Source organism: Acinetobacter sp. ANC_7654, assembly GCF_056779855.1.
In genome coordinates, this window is sequence record NZ_JBWYIR010000003.1 from 56,600 (window position 1) to 70,343 (window position 13,744).

Genomic DNA, 13,744 nt, shown 5'->3' on the forward strand with positions numbered 1-13,744 from the left:
CTTTTCTTGGCATATGTAAGCTTAAAATTTAGCTTCAAGAACCTGAGCCGATACTTGGTTTTTCCATAGGGAGCGTAAGGTTGGCAAATAGAATTTTTCACCTAACTCTACTAATTCAGCATCAATCGCCGTATGAACTTCATGCATGAACAAATAGTCTAAATCTACCGTACTGAGCTTAGGTTGTTCTTTAGAAAACTTTGCTCTTTTTTGTTGAGCAGTTTTTACTAGCTGATCTGCAAATTCACGATTTTTGAATTGTGTAATGGCATTTAGACGCAGTTCAATAACACCCCAACCTGTCAGTAGAAGTTTGAACGTTTCAAAATCTTTTGTTGTTGATTCCCACGTCATGTCTTCTAGATTTTCATCTTTAGGCAGAACAGGAAGTAGTAATTCCATGATACTTGGGAAGATTTTTTTAAAGTTAAGAATAAATTTAACAGGATGTTCACCTGGATAATCTTGAAATTGAACATTTTTTTGAACATCTGTTAAATATATATCGAGCATTGAAAATTTCCGTAGATTGGCTGTCTTAAGTCTAAGATAAGAACTTTGATACAACAGCAATTAAAAGCAATGTGTATTTTAACAATTGTGACGAGTTAATCAATCTCATAATAATTACATGACTATGTGATGAAGTTTTTACTTATTTTTTTAATGTTTTACAGTTATCGCATAATAAATCTTCCTCCGTTGAATATTTCGTTAATTTCTCTATTAATCTCATGATAGCTATCATTATTAGCCACCCTGAGCCCGTTAAAATTGTTAATGTAATGTTCCGAAGATTATTAAATTTATGTTTCTTTCTATTCTGAACTTCATCATCAATACCTTGCTTACAATTGATACATTCTGGTTCTTTGTTCTCTTCCCACCTTTTATGCAAAATTTCGAGTTGATTGTAAATTTTAGGACTATCAATCTCTCTTAAATATTCAATTACAGGTTGGAAGAGGTTGTAATTAGCTTTAAGTATTGATTTGAAACTACTTTTTATTAATTCTTCATCTAAGTTGTTATGTCTGATTCCAATTGCTACAAATTCCAAAAAATTTAATAAATATGTTACAGCCGATTTTTCCTCATCTTCCAATGAATTAAATTTTTCTCTAGTCAATTGCACTTTATCTTTCGACTCTACGTTTTGATCCTTCCCCAAATTCCTTCTTATTTTGGTTGCAATATCAACCTTAGCAATATACGCAGTAGAATTCCTACTATTCATCAATACTTGTACTGAATGACTTCTTATAGTGTTTATAATTTGCACCCTTGAAGTAAAAATCCAACCAAAAACGGCAGCTATAGCTGCTAAAACCGTAACTAATGCTGTCGTTTTAAACTGCCCATCTGTATTTTCTATATCAAAATTTAGAAATTTATAATCTTCAAAAAAACTTTTCCAAATTAATATTTCTACAAACGTGATACCTAATAAAATTAAGATGAGAAGGAGTTGATTACTACTTCTAATCTTAATAAAGAAATTATCTCTACGATAAATATAAAAATAAGCAATTACAGTGACATATGCAATAATCAAAAGATAAGTATAAAAGTAATTCAATTTTATTTTACTCAAAAATAAAGCACCCTAATGGATGCTTTATTACACAAATTTAAATGAGTCTCAACCTAATCCATAGCCTTCTTCAAGGATTAGACGAGCTTTATAATTATTCATGATTGTCTCCTTTATAAAAGCCTTAAGTGACGTATGAAAGGTCGTTATATAAATAGTATTCTGAAATGAATAATTGGTCAATATATTAAAGACAGTTGCTTGTCAATATATGTTATCAACATTCAAATCATAAAATTCACCAAATCAAAATCACTTCACATTAGGTGAAACCATATTCTCAGGTACAACGACTTCATCAAACTGCTCAGCTGTGACTAAATTCAGCTCTACAGCAACTTGTTTCAGAGTCTTTCCTTCCTTATAGGCAGTTTTCGCAACCTTAGCCGCGTTTTCATAACCAATCACAGGATTCAATGCAGTAACTAACATCAACGAGTTATGCAAGAAATAATCGATCTTATCTTGGTTTGGCTCAATCCCCACAGCACAATGCTCATTAAAGCTATTACATGCATCACCTAGCAGTTGAATTGATTGCAGTAAATTATAAGCAATAACCGGCATAAAAACATTTAGTTCAAAATTACCTGAAGCACCAGCGATATTAATTGTCGTGTCATTACCCAAAACCTGCGCAACAACCATCGTCATAGCTTCACTTTGAGTAGGATTCACCTTACCTGGCATAATACTCGAACCTGGTTCATTTTCAGGAATACGAATCTCCCCAAAACCACAACGAGGACCACTCGCTAACCAACGAATATCATTGGCAATCTTATTTAAACTCGCAGCAAGTGTTTTCAGTGCGCCAGAAGCAAATACTGCAGCATCACGTCCTGCTAGTGCTTCAAACTTATTTGGTGCAGTCACAAAAGGTAAACCCGTAAGCTCAGCCAATTTTTTTGCTGCATTTATAGCATAATCAGGATGAGCATTTAGACCTGTACCGACAGCTGTACCACCTAATGGCAATTCATATAACCCTTCTAAAGCTTGCTCTAGACGCTTTAATCCATGATCGAGTTGGGATACGTAACCACTGAATTCCTGGCCTAAAGTTAACGGCGTTGCATCTTGTAAATGTGTACGCCCAATCTTAACGATATTTGAAAATTCTTGAGACTTCTGATGTAAAGTTTCACGTAAAGCTTGAACTGCTGGAATCAGTAACTCATTGATCTGTAAACTAGCAGCGACATGAATCGCTGTTGGAAATGAATCATTTGTAGATTGAGCTCGATTAACATGATCATTTGGATGAACGGGTTTCTGTGCTCCAAGCGGATTACCCAGCTTTTGATTCGCAATATTTGCAATGACTTCATTACAGTTCATATTACTTTGAGTACCAGAACCTGTTTGCCATACCACTAATGGAAATTGACTGTCCCATTGCCCCGTAATCACTTCTTCTGCAGCACCCACAATATAATTCGCCAATTCAGCAGGAATCTGATTTAACTCAGCATTAGTAAGTGCAGAAGCTTTTTTGACCAGCCCCATACCACGGATCATCGCACGAGGAAGTCGCTCACCACCAATTTTGAAATTTTGCAAACTGCGCTGGGTTTGAGCCCCCCACATCGCATCACTTGGTACTTCTACATCACCCATCGTGTCGTGTTCTATACGTGTTTGCATATCAGCCTCAAATATTTCGCTATTCCTTGGAAGAATCATGTTTGATTCGGATTCATCCACCGTTGATTTGATGCTAATCAAAAAACCCATAAATGTAAATGATTATCATTTTAATTATTAAAGGTGCTTTGATAGTATCGCCATTGATCTTCAATCATTTGTTCTAGTGATCGATGTGCTTTCCATTGCAATAATTCTAATGCTTTTAAACTATTCGAACCAATTTGATCTAATTCTTGGAAAACATAATCAGTTTCCTCAGTTCTAATTTTTGTTTCAGTCACTTTTTCTACAGTATTAATCAAGTTTTGAATTGAACTTGGCTGACCTGCGATATCAAATGCTTCGCACGTTGATCTTTGATTAAATAACCACTTTAAAGTTGCAATGACTGCCTCGCACACATCAATGACATGCACAAAACTTCGTTCAACCGTTTGGTCTTTTGTCTTGGCATTCTTTTGTAATTGAATGGAATCGCGCTGCATGGCTGCGATTTGTAACACCAAAGGCAAAATATTTTTAGGTAAAGGGGCAACCACTTCACCCAAAACTCCATGTTCAAAAGCACCAGCTACATTTGCTAGTCTCAGGATCGCAATACTCCATTCTTCGTCCGTTTTAGAGGTATCACGGATGATCTCTTCGATCATTTGCTGGGATTTAATATAAGGGTTTGGATTGGCAAAATTGAGAGGATATTCTTCATTTAAATTCAAACTCGAAGTGCCATAAACCGCCATACTTGAAAGATGCAATAATGTTCGTACACCAGTTCGTTGCATTGCACGCATCAGACTCATAATGCAACTGACATTATCATTATAATATTCAAGCGGTTTTAAGCGAGACTCCTCTAAAGACTTAAATCCTGCAGTATGTATAACAGCACGGATTGAGTACTGCTCAAAAACTTTATTCAGAGCAGGCGTATTTCTAACATCTAGCTTTACAAAAGGTACATACATCCCAGAAATGTATTCAAGACGTTCAAGCGTTTGTAAATTCGCATTGGCAAGATTATCTACAATGACGACTTCTTGACCATGTGCCAATAAGCTTAAAACAACGTGTGAACCTATAAAGCCTAATCCACCTGTCACTAAAATCATTGTATACTACCTTTTTGTTTAAAAGCCTGAACAAGCTATTTTCAGTTTGATCACCCTATGCGAAGTTTTAAATGAGTACGTTATTACTAATTACCTCGGCACCTAGCTCAATCCATGCTTGGCATGCATTAGGACTCGCACAATCATTGCAAGCGAAAGGCGAAATTTTTCGAGTTTTCTTTTATCAAGACGGCGTTCAAGTTGCAAACAACTTACAGTGGTCGCCAGATGATCAAAGAAGTCTCACACAAGAGTGGCAAAAATTAAATATCAAACTTCCTGTTTGCGTAAGTGCTGCCCTAGCACGTGGAATCACTGATGCTGAAAATGCTCAACGCCATCACATTGAGTCCCATAATCTGGCTGAAGGTTTTCAGCTGGTAGGACTCGGTGAATTGGCAGATGCTGTCTCATCTTCAGCACGTCTAGTTCAATTCTAAATTATTCATTTTTCATTGATTGTTGCAATTGAAAGGTAAATTGTGTGAAATCTGTACTGGTTATATTAACCCAATCAAATCTCAACTCGCTACAAGTTCATGAGAGCCTTTCTGCAACCATGGTTTTAGCAACTTTTGGCGCTGAAGTAAAAGTTTTATTGCAAGGCTCAGCCTTAAGTTTACTCCGTTCCGAATTAAGCTTCGAACCCATTAAACATGCGTTTAAACTGGCTTCCAACCTCGTCGATAGCTTTGAGTTTTACGATCTAAGCCCTATTTTGGTTGAATCCAATCAACAAGATAATCCCTTTGTTCAACATACTACGCATGAGATTAAATTTATTGAATTTAATAAAGAGTTAATTCAAAGCTTTGACCATGTGCTGCATTGGTAACTCATATGACCGATAAAACACTTTATTTAATACAATCTCAATTTGCAAATACAGAACATTGTATTCAAAAGGTTCAAAAGACATTGGATAGCAATGATGCTTTAGTCCTTATGGGGGATGCGGTGTTGGCATTGTTTACACCATCTTTACTTACGATTCAAAACAAGGTCTACGTTTTAGATCGAGATGCTGAGTTATTACCTTCACATCTATTGAACGGCGATTATTTTCAAATTGAAGTGATTGATTACACCACTTTTGCAGATATCATTCTGGGCTTTACACGCTGTATTAGCCTTAAATAAAACAAATTTATTGACTTAGGTTTTACCATGACCACTGAATTATCCCTTGAACTCGATCAAGATGGTCATTTAGTTGACTATACCATTTGGAATGAAAATGTAGCGCAAGTACTCGCGAATACGCTCGATCTTGAGCTAACAGCTTGGCATTTCGAAGTATTGCATGCGGTTCGCCAGTTCTACGCTCAATTTGGCCATTCTCCTGCAACTCGTCCCTTAATTAAATTTTTAATGAAACACGTCAGCGCTGACATTGATAATGCAGTATTGCAAGAAAGGTTTAAAACAGGCCTAGTTGCTCGCCATCTAAGTCGATTAGCCGGAATACCAAAACCAGCCAATTGTCTGTAAGCCAAAGCTACTTTTTTGATTTACATAGTATAGTGAGTCAGTTCAGTTCGTAGCTTAAAAAATGAATTAATCAGTGAAATAGATATTAAAAAACCCGCTATGCAGCGGGTTTAGACATCACCTAGACTAATGATGGTTAAGATGTCGCGTGTCAATCAGGGAAATTGGAATACGTCAACTCAACGCAAAAAATTATAATAAAGTTCGAGTTATCAATTCAGTCCAAATTCATATCAATATCTGACAAATTTGCTAGTTTGCGCTACACCAATCATCAATTGTCATGCCCGATTGTTGAAAACTCGTAGATTGCTGATTTAAATAAAATTGCGCAATACGCTTCATTACATGTGCTTGTTCAACTTGAATAAAATGGTCTGCTAAACCAACAATGTTTTGATAGGCCTTTAACCTTCCGCATAAAGCAAGTTGTTGCTCCATCGGTGTGGCTGTACTGTGTTCATCATCTAAAATTTGCTTGGTTTGTTCGATCAGCTGCATTTCATGATCCAGTTTTTGCTGATACGCCATTTGTTGTGCATCAATCAAATCATTCGCTACAACCTGTTGTGATATAACAAAACTTAAACCTACAAAAATCAACCTCACCCATAACATGCGCATTAGATTCCTAAATCAGGCTCAGCTTTCCAAACATCCTCATAATCATCTCGATCAATCATAAAACGGAAACCTGTTTCCAATGCAAGAAATGGAATGGCATCGGGTAAAATTTCTTCAAGCTCTTTCACCGTCATAGTCTCAAAAAAATCTTCGCCCTCGCCTAATTCACCACCATAAATAAACCATGCCACTTTCTCACCTGGTTCAGGCTTATTACGTAAACCGACGATTGGCTCTTGATCTAAAGTATGCTTAGCCACAGCTACAACATCATCTTCATTCACTTTGATGTAAGCAGAATCAAACTCCTCACAGACTAATTTTTGCTCTTCAATAAAATCTTGCAACATGGATGATTCCATTTTCATCATAAATTCAGACCTAATTTTAAGCATAGTGTCGTATAAGCACAATCAATCCGACGAAACAATCTGTTTTTACAATGTTTTTTTTGCTATCTTGATTTTGTTACATATTCAAGATTAAATGGGGGGAATTTCATATGAGCAGCAATTCAAATATTTCAGCAACAAATACCGCTTCTCTACATGGTGGTAAACGTGCCAATGCAGGTCGAAAATCACAGTTTTCAGAAAAAACAGTAGTAATGCGTGTTCCTGAATCAAAAGTGATTCAAATTAAAGAATGGTTAAAAATACGACCTGAAGATGATTTCAATCAACAAATTGAAATTTCACCAATCCAATTTAGAACACGTTTAAAAATCGCCTATCCTATTGAATCTGTGGCAGCAGGTTTCCCTTCCCCAGCACAAGATTATGTAGAAGGACATATTGATCTAAATGAATACTTGGTTCACAACGTAGCATCTACTTTTATACTACGCGTAAATTCTTTATCAATGAAAAATGCAGGGATTGAAGTTGGTGATCAAATCTTGATTGACCGGAGTTTGAATGCAGAACATGGTGATATCGTCTTGGCGCTGATTAATAATGAATTCACAGTAAAAAGATTAATGTTAGAAAAACAAAATGATGGAACGATCCTTTTATGGTTAAAAGCCGAGAATCCAGACTACCCTGACATCTATCCTCGTAGCGAAGAACAAATCATGGTCTGGGGTGTAGTGACTTGTATTTTAAAAAAACTGAAATAAATTGATCTAAGCAGTTCACCCTACTCCTATGCAAAATATTTATCATCAAGAGATTTTTGCGCTCATTGATATTAATAACTGCTATGTCAGTTGTGAGCGTGTATTTAATCCAAGTTTAAATGGTCAACCGGTCGTTGTTTTAAGTAATAACGATGGTTGTGTCGTATCTCGTAGTGAGGAAGCAAAAGCTCTCAATATTGGCATGGCCGTGCCATGGTATGAAATTGAAAAAGATATGCTTAAAGCTGGTGTTAAAGTATTTTCAAGCAATTATGCCCTCTACGGCGATATGTCTAGTCGTTTTTTCACTATTTTAGAGCAACACTTTCATGCAGATTCAGATCTAGAGCCCTATTCAATTGATGAATGTTTTATTCGTCTAACACATTATCAAAGTCTTTTTGATTTAGAAAAATTTTGTCGAGAATTAGTCGACCGTATTCAACAATGGATCGGTTTACCTTGTTGTATCGGGATTGGTTACAGTAAAACACAAGCTAAACTCGCCAATCACTTTGCCAAAAAACGTTCTGGTTTTAACCGAGTGTGTTCTTTATTGGATTTGGATCCATGCAGTTTTGATCAATTACTTATAGAAACCTCAGTATCGGAAATTTGGGGCGTAGGTCGAAAAATTAGTAAACAACTTGAAAGTTACGGTATTTATAATTGCTATGACTTAACTTTTGCCAATGAACACTATTTGATGAAGCAGTTTTCAGTGCTCATGGGGCGTACCATTCGTGAGCTAAAAGGTCAGTCCTGTATTTCACTAGAAGATCCTTATTTACCGTCTAAACGAATCTTAGCATCACGAAGTTTTGCATCAGCATTAAAGGATAAAGCATTAATCAAGCAAGCCATGATTTTTCATTTAAGTCGGGCTCATGAACGTTTAAGCAAGCAAGAACAATTATGCGCCTGTGTCCATGTGTCTCTTTATGAAAAAATTCCAGTAAAACCATTCAAGAAATCACATTCTCATGTAATTGGTTTGGAATATCCGACGGATGATTTATTACTCTTGACGCATGCAGCACAACAGCAAATTGATGTTTTATTTAAAGAAAATATACGTTATGTAAAAGTTTCCGTCATGTTTTCTGCTTTGAGTGCTAAAAAAACACATACACATGACCTTTGGCAGCCTCATGATTTAATCCAGCAGCGAGATTCACTCATGACAACAATTGGCGCTATGAAAAACCGCTTTGGAAAGCATTGTATTCAAGTGGGCTATCATACCAATCAACAACAATGGAAAATGAAGCAATTACACCACTCTCCACGCTATACCCACCTCATGGTCAGAAATGCTAACTATTGATGACTCACATATGGCGGTTACACAAAACAAATGAATACTTTTGGTCAATTCGGTTTAAAATAGCAGACTCGAAGAATTAAAAGAAAAATGTAATTTTTTAACATTGCCAATTGACTGCAAAGTTCTCAAAATACAGCTCATTGACGACATTGTTTTTTTGCTATTTTTGAAACAAAATATAAATGAAAAGCTTAAAAACATGCCATAATATGCAAACTTTGCAGACATCTTGCAAGGTTATATTGCAACTTTCATATTGGAGCTGTCTTCATGAGTTCGACCATTTTGGTCATACATGGACCAAATTTAAACTTGCTAGGAAAGCGAGAACCTGAAGTTTACGGACATTTAACTTTAGACGATATCAATCATCAACTCATACAGCAAGCTCAAGAAAGTTCAATTCAACTTGAAACCTTCCAAAGCAATTGGGAAGGTGCCATTGTCGACCGAATTCATCAAGCCCAGATTGATGGTATAAAATTTATCATCATCAATCCTGCTGCACTGACCCACACCTCAGTAGCAGTACGTGATGCCCTATTAGGTGTTGCGATCCCATTTATTGAAGTTCACCTTTCAAATGTTCACGCACGTGAAGCATTTAGACACCACTCTTATCTCTCAGATAAAGCTGTCGGTGTCATTTGTGGACTAGGCGCACAGGGTTATTCATTTGCATTAACTCATGCCGTGCAAAAAATTCAAACTTCTACACATCTTTAACCTTAGGAATACGAATTCATGGATATTCGCAAAATTAAAAAGCTCATCGACTTAATGATTGAATCGGATCTTCAATCTATTGAAGTAAAAGAAGGTGATCAATCCATTGCTTTAGCGCGTCGTAATCCTATCGTAGCCGCTGGTGTTGCACCAATACAATCTGCTGCGCCAGAAGCTCCAGTTGTGAAACCAGCTTCTCGTGGTGCTGTTGAAACCTCACCAATGGTTGGCGTGTTCTATGCTGCACCAAGTCCAGGCGAAGCACCATTTGTAAATGTAGGACAAACTGTTTCAGCAGGCGAAACGCTTGGAATTATTGAAGCAATGAAAATCATGAACCCAATTGAGGCAACTCAAAGTGGTGTGATTGAAGAAATTTTAGTTAAAAATGGTGATGTAATCCAATTCGGTCAACCTTTATTCCGCTACCGCGCGTAATCGTTGGGGGTTGGTATGTTGCAAAAAGTTCTCATTGCCAACCGAGGTGAAATTGCACTGCGTATTACACGTGCTTGCAAAACACTCGGTATTAAAACAGTCGGTATCTACTCGGATGCCGATAAAGACCTCATGCATTTACGCTTTGTTGATGAAGCCGTTTGTATTGGTCCTGGTGCAAGTAGCGAAAGTTATCTAAATATTCCTGCAATTATTACAGCAGCGGAAGTGACTGGTGCAGATGCAATTCATCCAGGTTATGGCTTTTTATCAGAAAATGCTGAATTTGCTGAGATTGTAGAAAGTTCTGGTTTTATCTTTATTGGTCCACGTCCTGAACATATTCGCCTTATGGGGAATAAAGTGTCAGCGATTATGGCGATGCGTAAAGCTGGTGTACCAACCGTTCCAGGTTCAGCTCATGCTGTAACACCAAACAATGCCTTGGCCGAAGCAAAAGAGATTGGCTTCCCACTTATCGTTAAAGCTGCTGCTGGTGGTGGCGGTCGCGGTATGCGAATTGTTGAACGTGTTGATACACTGTTGGAGTCTGTACAAGCAGCTCAACGTGATGCTGAAATGTGGTTCGGTGATGATACGGTTTACATGGAACGTTTCCTTCAAAAGCCACGCCATGTTGAAGTACAGGTGATTGGCGATGGTAATGGTCACGCCGTACATTTATATGATCGTGACTGTTCATTACAACGTCGTCATCAAAAAGTGCTTGAGGAAGCTCCTGCTCCGAACCTTCCAGAAGAAGCTCGTGCTGAAATTTTAGCAGCTTGCGTAAAAGCATGCGAATTAATGCAGTATCGTGGCGCAGGCACGTTCGAATTCTTATTTGAAGATGGTGAGTTCTTCTTTATTGAGATGAATACACGTGTTCAAGTAGAACATCCTGTGACTGAAATGGTAACGGGTGTCGATATTATTGAACAACAGCTTCGTGTAGCCGCTGGTCTTGGTTTAAATCTAGAACAAGATCAAATCAAAGTACACGGTCATGCAATTGAATGCCGTATTAATGCAGAAGATCCAACCACCTTCCTTCCATCACCAGGTAAAATCGAGCAATTCTACACACCAGGTGGTGCAGGCATCCGTTTAGATTCTCATATCTATCCAGGTTATAGCATTCCACCTTACTATGATTCGATGATTGCTAAACTAATCGCACATGGTAAAGATCGCGAAACCGCTTTGGCTCGTATGAAACAAGCCTTAGATGAAATGATCTTAACTGGAATCAAAACCAATATTCCGCTACACAAAGATCTCATCCTTGAAGATAAGAACTTTGCAGAACAGGCTATGGATATTCACTACTTAGAGAAACATTTGTTGAAACAGGTACAAGGACATAGCGAAGCTGAGTAATTACAGCTTTACAAGATGAATAAAAAAGCCTCTTTTTCAAGAGGCTTTTTTATTATTGAAGAATAGACTGCAAAGATTTTAGCTTAAGGCAATATACGATTAAGTTTTGCAAAACATTGTCCACCCTTTTCAGATGCACAGAAATTGATTTGATTCGGATTGTCCCATTTTACAAAATATTGAGACAAATCTCCTGCCTGATCTACTTGATTACCAGAGCAGTCTTTTTCGTTGTTCTCATAATTGACTTGCATGACCAAGGTAGGCAACAAGCCCGAAGAGCTGTCTTGAGATGGTTGATACTCAAATAAACCGACAGACCACTCTTTAGCACTATTCACGACCACCTCATTGTTACCACGGAAATTATAATACTCAACACATTTTTTATTATTTGGAATTTCCATTCCCCATAAACCTAAAATTTCTGGGCGCATGTTGATTCGAATATTATTTTCAGGCTGTTGTAAATCAGCACCTTTAGCTTGCGCTTGGACATTTTGATCGGCAGAAGAAAAAGACGTCATTAATAAAAGTAAAGGTGCAAAAAAAACTGTTTTTTTCATACAACATCTATAGGTCAACGTTTAGAGCTAAATTAGCACATTTCAGCAAGAAAACTCATAGAATTAACGTGATAAGAACAATTTTATATAAGAAAATGAATTCCCTATTGATGAACTTTAAATCATCAGCAGTTTAATGCGATCTATTGATTTATTAGTCCAAAAATATATTCTTATCAGAATAATATTCATTCTATACCTCACAGAAAGCTTAAAAATATAAGATTTTATGCAAGGGAATATACGTTAAGTATGACCATATGGATACGAACAGAGCTGATTAAAAACAATGCACAATCTTTTTTGATTGTCATGCTCATCATTACACTTTGTGCTTTGGCTGGAATACTTGGTCGACCTCTCTCATTTCTTGCAATTTTCTGGCCTGCAAATGCCGTACTACTTGGTCTTTTTTTAAGATTTAGTTATCTCAATAATCTTGGTGGCTGGCTTGGGGCCTTTTCTGGGTATATGCTTGCAGACCTAGGTACTGGCAACACTTTACAACTTACTTGGTTGTTAACTCTTGCTAACTTGCTAAACCCATTAGTGACCTTATACCTACTGAACCGGTTAAAAATCAATTATCAAGAATTCAATAAAGGTCTTACATTTGTTTACTTATTTTTAATTAGTGCTTTTGGAGGGTGCCTAGCGAGCCCAACCTTTGCGATTTTAACCATCCCTTATGTTCCTAACAGCTTTATGGAGCTCAGCCGTATTTGGGTTGATTTTGGCATGTGGTGGAGTGGTGAAATTCTTAACTTTGTCGCTTTTTTACCTATTGTTCTCGCATTACCAAACAAAACTACAGTTCAACAATATTTTGTAAATCAAAAAAATCAACGTTTAAGTTTGCCCTTTGTCTTACCTTTCATATTTGTCGTTGTATCTGTAATTCTAACTCACTTTTTTATTGGCCCTGGCGCCATCATGTTCCCGATCGGAGCACTCATCTGGGCAGCATTAACCTACAATTTATTGTTGGTTGCAATCATCAACTGCTTTGTATGTATGTTCTTATACAACAGCTTAAGTGCATATTATCTAACAGAATCTCCAGAAGCATTTATTTCGACAACACTGTCTGTTCGCATCGGTCTTTTCATGCTGGCTTTAGGCCCACTAACATTATCAATTATTAGTTTGAATCGCCAAAAGCTATATCACCAAATATTATATTTAGCGAACCATGACAGTTTAACAACGACTATGAATCGCCGATATTTTTATGAAGAAAGCGAAAAGACGATAGACTCAACTCATAGGGAGGCGAAATCCAATATTCACAGCGTGTCTATTCTACTACTCGATATTGACCACTTTAAAAAAATTAATGATCAATATGGACATGAAATAGGTGATATTGTTCTCAAAGACTTTAGCAATATCGTCAGATCTCAAATTAGATCAAATGATTTATTCGGTAGAGTTGGCGGTGAAGAATTTGCCATCTTAATTAAAGATAGTAACCTACCGGCCTGCATTGAAATCGCACAGCGTATATGCGACCGCGTGGCAGAAACACCGATTATGATCAGGCAAAATCAACATCTCAATATTAGTGTAAGCATAGGTTTAAGTTATCAACAACTTCCGTCTGGCACCCCATTCCAACAATTGATTAATCGTGCAGATGTTGCCCTTTATCAAGCGAAATCTGAAGGACGAAATAGATTATGCGTGGATCCGCAATTACTATTTACTCAAACATCATAA

General features: G+C 37.0%; 16 protein-coding genes and 1 pseudogene. 10 read left to right on the top strand and 7 right to left on the bottom strand.

The features are described 5' to 3' along the window. Positions 1–21: 21 nt before the first annotated feature. The 4 genes from AC1M86_RS04505 to AC1M86_RS04520 form a co-directional block, all read right to left on the bottom strand. A complete protein-coding gene (locus AC1M86_RS04505) occupies positions 22–513 on the bottom strand; it encodes a hypothetical protein (RefSeq protein ID WP_035267803.1) in 492 nt (163 codons plus the stop codon). A 142-nt stretch (positions 514–655) separates the two neighbouring features. Then, positions 656–1,594, bottom strand: a complete 939-nt coding sequence (locus AC1M86_RS04510) for a DUF4760 domain-containing protein (RefSeq protein ID WP_481607348.1) — start codon at positions 1,592–1,594, stop codon at positions 656–658. 252 nt (positions 1,595–1,846) lie between these two features. After that, positions 1,847–3,241, bottom strand: coding sequence for a class II fumarate hydratase (gene fumC, locus AC1M86_RS04515; protein WP_481597084.1), 1,395 nt, complete (start codon positions 3,239–3,241; stop codon positions 1,847–1,849). Between the two features lie 110 nt (positions 3,242–3,351). Next, positions 3,352–4,353 carry an NAD-dependent epimerase/dehydratase family protein gene (locus AC1M86_RS04520; RefSeq protein ID WP_481607349.1) on the bottom strand — a complete coding sequence of 334 codons (1,002 nt, stop codon included), beginning with the start codon at positions 4,351–4,353 and terminating at the stop codon, positions 3,352–3,354. 71 nt (positions 4,354–4,424) lie between these two features. Between AC1M86_RS04520 and tusD the strand changes: the two genes are divergently transcribed. Genes tusD through AC1M86_RS04540 form a run of 4 tightly spaced genes read left to right on the top strand, consistent with a single transcriptional unit; the run spans position 4,425 to position 5,844 of the window. Further along, positions 4,425–4,793 (top strand): sulfurtransferase complex subunit TusD, encoded by a 369-nt coding sequence (gene tusD, locus AC1M86_RS04525; protein ID WP_035267807.1) that lies wholly within the window; start codon positions 4,425–4,427, stop codon positions 4,791–4,793. 44 nt (positions 4,794–4,837) lie between these two features. Beyond that, positions 4,838–5,188 (top strand): hypothetical protein, encoded by a 351-nt coding sequence (locus tag AC1M86_RS04530; protein WP_481587415.1) that lies wholly within the window; start codon positions 4,838–4,840, stop codon positions 5,186–5,188. A gap of 5 nt (positions 5,189–5,193) precedes the next feature. Continuing rightward, complete coding sequence (locus AC1M86_RS04535) at positions 5,194–5,493, top strand: DsrH/TusB family sulfur metabolism protein (RefSeq protein ID WP_481587416.1); 300 nt, start codon at positions 5,194–5,196, stop codon at positions 5,491–5,493. Between the two features lie 27 nt (positions 5,494–5,520). Continuing rightward, complete coding sequence (locus AC1M86_RS04540) at positions 5,521–5,844, top strand: TusE/DsrC/DsvC family sulfur relay protein (protein WP_481587417.1); 324 nt, start codon at positions 5,521–5,523, stop codon at positions 5,842–5,844. Between the two features lie 252 nt (positions 5,845–6,096). Here AC1M86_RS04540 and AC1M86_RS04545 read toward each other — a convergent pair whose 3' ends face one another. Beyond that, entirely contained in the window at positions 6,097–6,468 is a 372-nt protein-coding gene (locus tag AC1M86_RS04545) for a hypothetical protein (RefSeq protein WP_481587418.1), read from the bottom strand. After that, positions 6,468–6,818, bottom strand: coding sequence for an immunity protein Imm33 domain-containing protein (locus AC1M86_RS04550; RefSeq protein WP_035267817.1), 351 nt, complete (start codon positions 6,816–6,818; stop codon positions 6,468–6,470). Before AC1M86_RS04550 ends, AC1M86_RS04545 begins: the two co-directional genes overlap by 1 nt. 152 nt (positions 6,819–6,970) lie before the next feature. Between AC1M86_RS04550 and AC1M86_RS04555 the strand changes: the two genes are divergently transcribed. The 5 genes and pseudogenes from AC1M86_RS04555 (at position 6,971) to accC (ending at position 11,459) form a co-directional block, all read left to right on the top strand. Further along, on the top strand, positions 6,971–7,588 hold the full coding sequence (locus AC1M86_RS04555) for a LexA family protein (RefSeq protein ID WP_257219868.1): 618 nt from the start codon (positions 6,971–6,973) through the stop codon (positions 7,586–7,588). Positions 7,589–7,616: 28 nt separating this feature from the next. After that, positions 7,617–8,949, top strand: a pseudogene (locus AC1M86_RS04560) (Y-family DNA polymerase). 236 nt (positions 8,950–9,185) lie between these two features. After that, entirely contained in the window at positions 9,186–9,641 is a 456-nt protein-coding gene (gene aroQ, locus AC1M86_RS04565) for a type II 3-dehydroquinate dehydratase (protein ID WP_035267826.1), read from the top strand. An 18-nt stretch (positions 9,642–9,659) separates the two neighbouring features. Then, a complete protein-coding gene (accB, locus tag AC1M86_RS04570; protein WP_035267829.1) occupies positions 9,660–10,079 on the top strand; it encodes an acetyl-CoA carboxylase biotin carboxyl carrier protein in 420 nt (139 codons plus the stop codon). 15 nt (positions 10,080–10,094) lie between these two features. Further along, positions 10,095–11,459, top strand: a complete 1,365-nt coding sequence (gene accC, locus AC1M86_RS04575) for an acetyl-CoA carboxylase biotin carboxylase subunit (protein WP_035267832.1) — start codon at positions 10,095–10,097, stop codon at positions 11,457–11,459. A gap of 83 nt (positions 11,460–11,542) precedes the next feature. Here the strand turns inward: accC and AC1M86_RS04580 are convergent, their stop codons facing one another. Further along, positions 11,543–12,025 (bottom strand): hypothetical protein, encoded by a 483-nt coding sequence (locus tag AC1M86_RS04580; protein WP_035270703.1) that lies wholly within the window; start codon positions 12,023–12,025, stop codon positions 11,543–11,545. A 252-nt stretch (positions 12,026–12,277) separates the two neighbouring features. On the opposite strand from AC1M86_RS04580, the gene AC1M86_RS04585 reads away from it, so the two are divergent. Continuing rightward, on the top strand, positions 12,278–13,744 hold the full coding sequence (locus AC1M86_RS04585) for a GGDEF domain-containing protein (RefSeq protein WP_481607350.1): 1,467 nt from the start codon (positions 12,278–12,280) through the stop codon (positions 13,742–13,744).

Coding starts and splice junctions, on each gene's coding strand:
- AC1M86_RS04550 (WP_035267817.1), bottom strand. CDS start 6,818: ATGTTGCAAGATTTTATTGAAGAGCAAAAATTAGTCTGTGAGGAGTTT.
- AC1M86_RS04540 (WP_481587417.1), top strand. CDS start 5,521: ATGACCACTGAATTATCCCTTGAACTCGATCAAGATGGTCATTTAGTT.
- AC1M86_RS04520 (WP_481607349.1), bottom strand. CDS start 4,353: ATGATTTTAGTGACAGGTGGATTAGGCTTTATAGGTTCACACGTTGTT.
- tusD (WP_035267807.1), top strand. CDS start 4,425: ATGAGTACGTTATTACTAATTACCTCGGCACCTAGCTCAATCCATGCT.
- AC1M86_RS04555 (WP_257219868.1), top strand. CDS start 6,971: ATGAGCAGCAATTCAAATATTTCAGCAACAAATACCGCTTCTCTACAT.
- aroQ (WP_035267826.1), top strand. CDS start 9,186: ATGAGTTCGACCATTTTGGTCATACATGGACCAAATTTAAACTTGCTA.
- accB (WP_035267829.1), top strand. CDS start 9,660: ATGGATATTCGCAAAATTAAAAAGCTCATCGACTTAATGATTGAATCG.
- AC1M86_RS04545 (WP_481587418.1), bottom strand. CDS start 6,468: ATGCGCATGTTATGGGTGAGGTTGATTTTTGTAGGTTTAAGTTTTGTT.
- AC1M86_RS04580 (WP_035270703.1), bottom strand. CDS start 12,025: ATGAAAAAAACAGTTTTTTTTGCACCTTTACTTTTATTAATGACGTCT.
- AC1M86_RS04535 (WP_481587416.1), top strand. CDS start 5,194: ATGACCGATAAAACACTTTATTTAATACAATCTCAATTTGCAAATACA.
- fumC (WP_481597084.1), bottom strand. CDS start 3,241: ATGCAAACACGTATAGAACACGACACGATGGGTGATGTAGAAGTACCA.
- accC (WP_035267832.1), top strand. CDS start 10,095: ATGTTGCAAAAAGTTCTCATTGCCAACCGAGGTGAAATTGCACTGCGT.
- AC1M86_RS04505 (WP_035267803.1), bottom strand. CDS start 513: ATGCTCGATATATATTTAACAGATGTTCAAAAAAATGTTCAATTTCAA.
- AC1M86_RS04585 (WP_481607350.1), top strand. CDS start 12,278: ATGACCATATGGATACGAACAGAGCTGATTAAAAACAATGCACAATCT.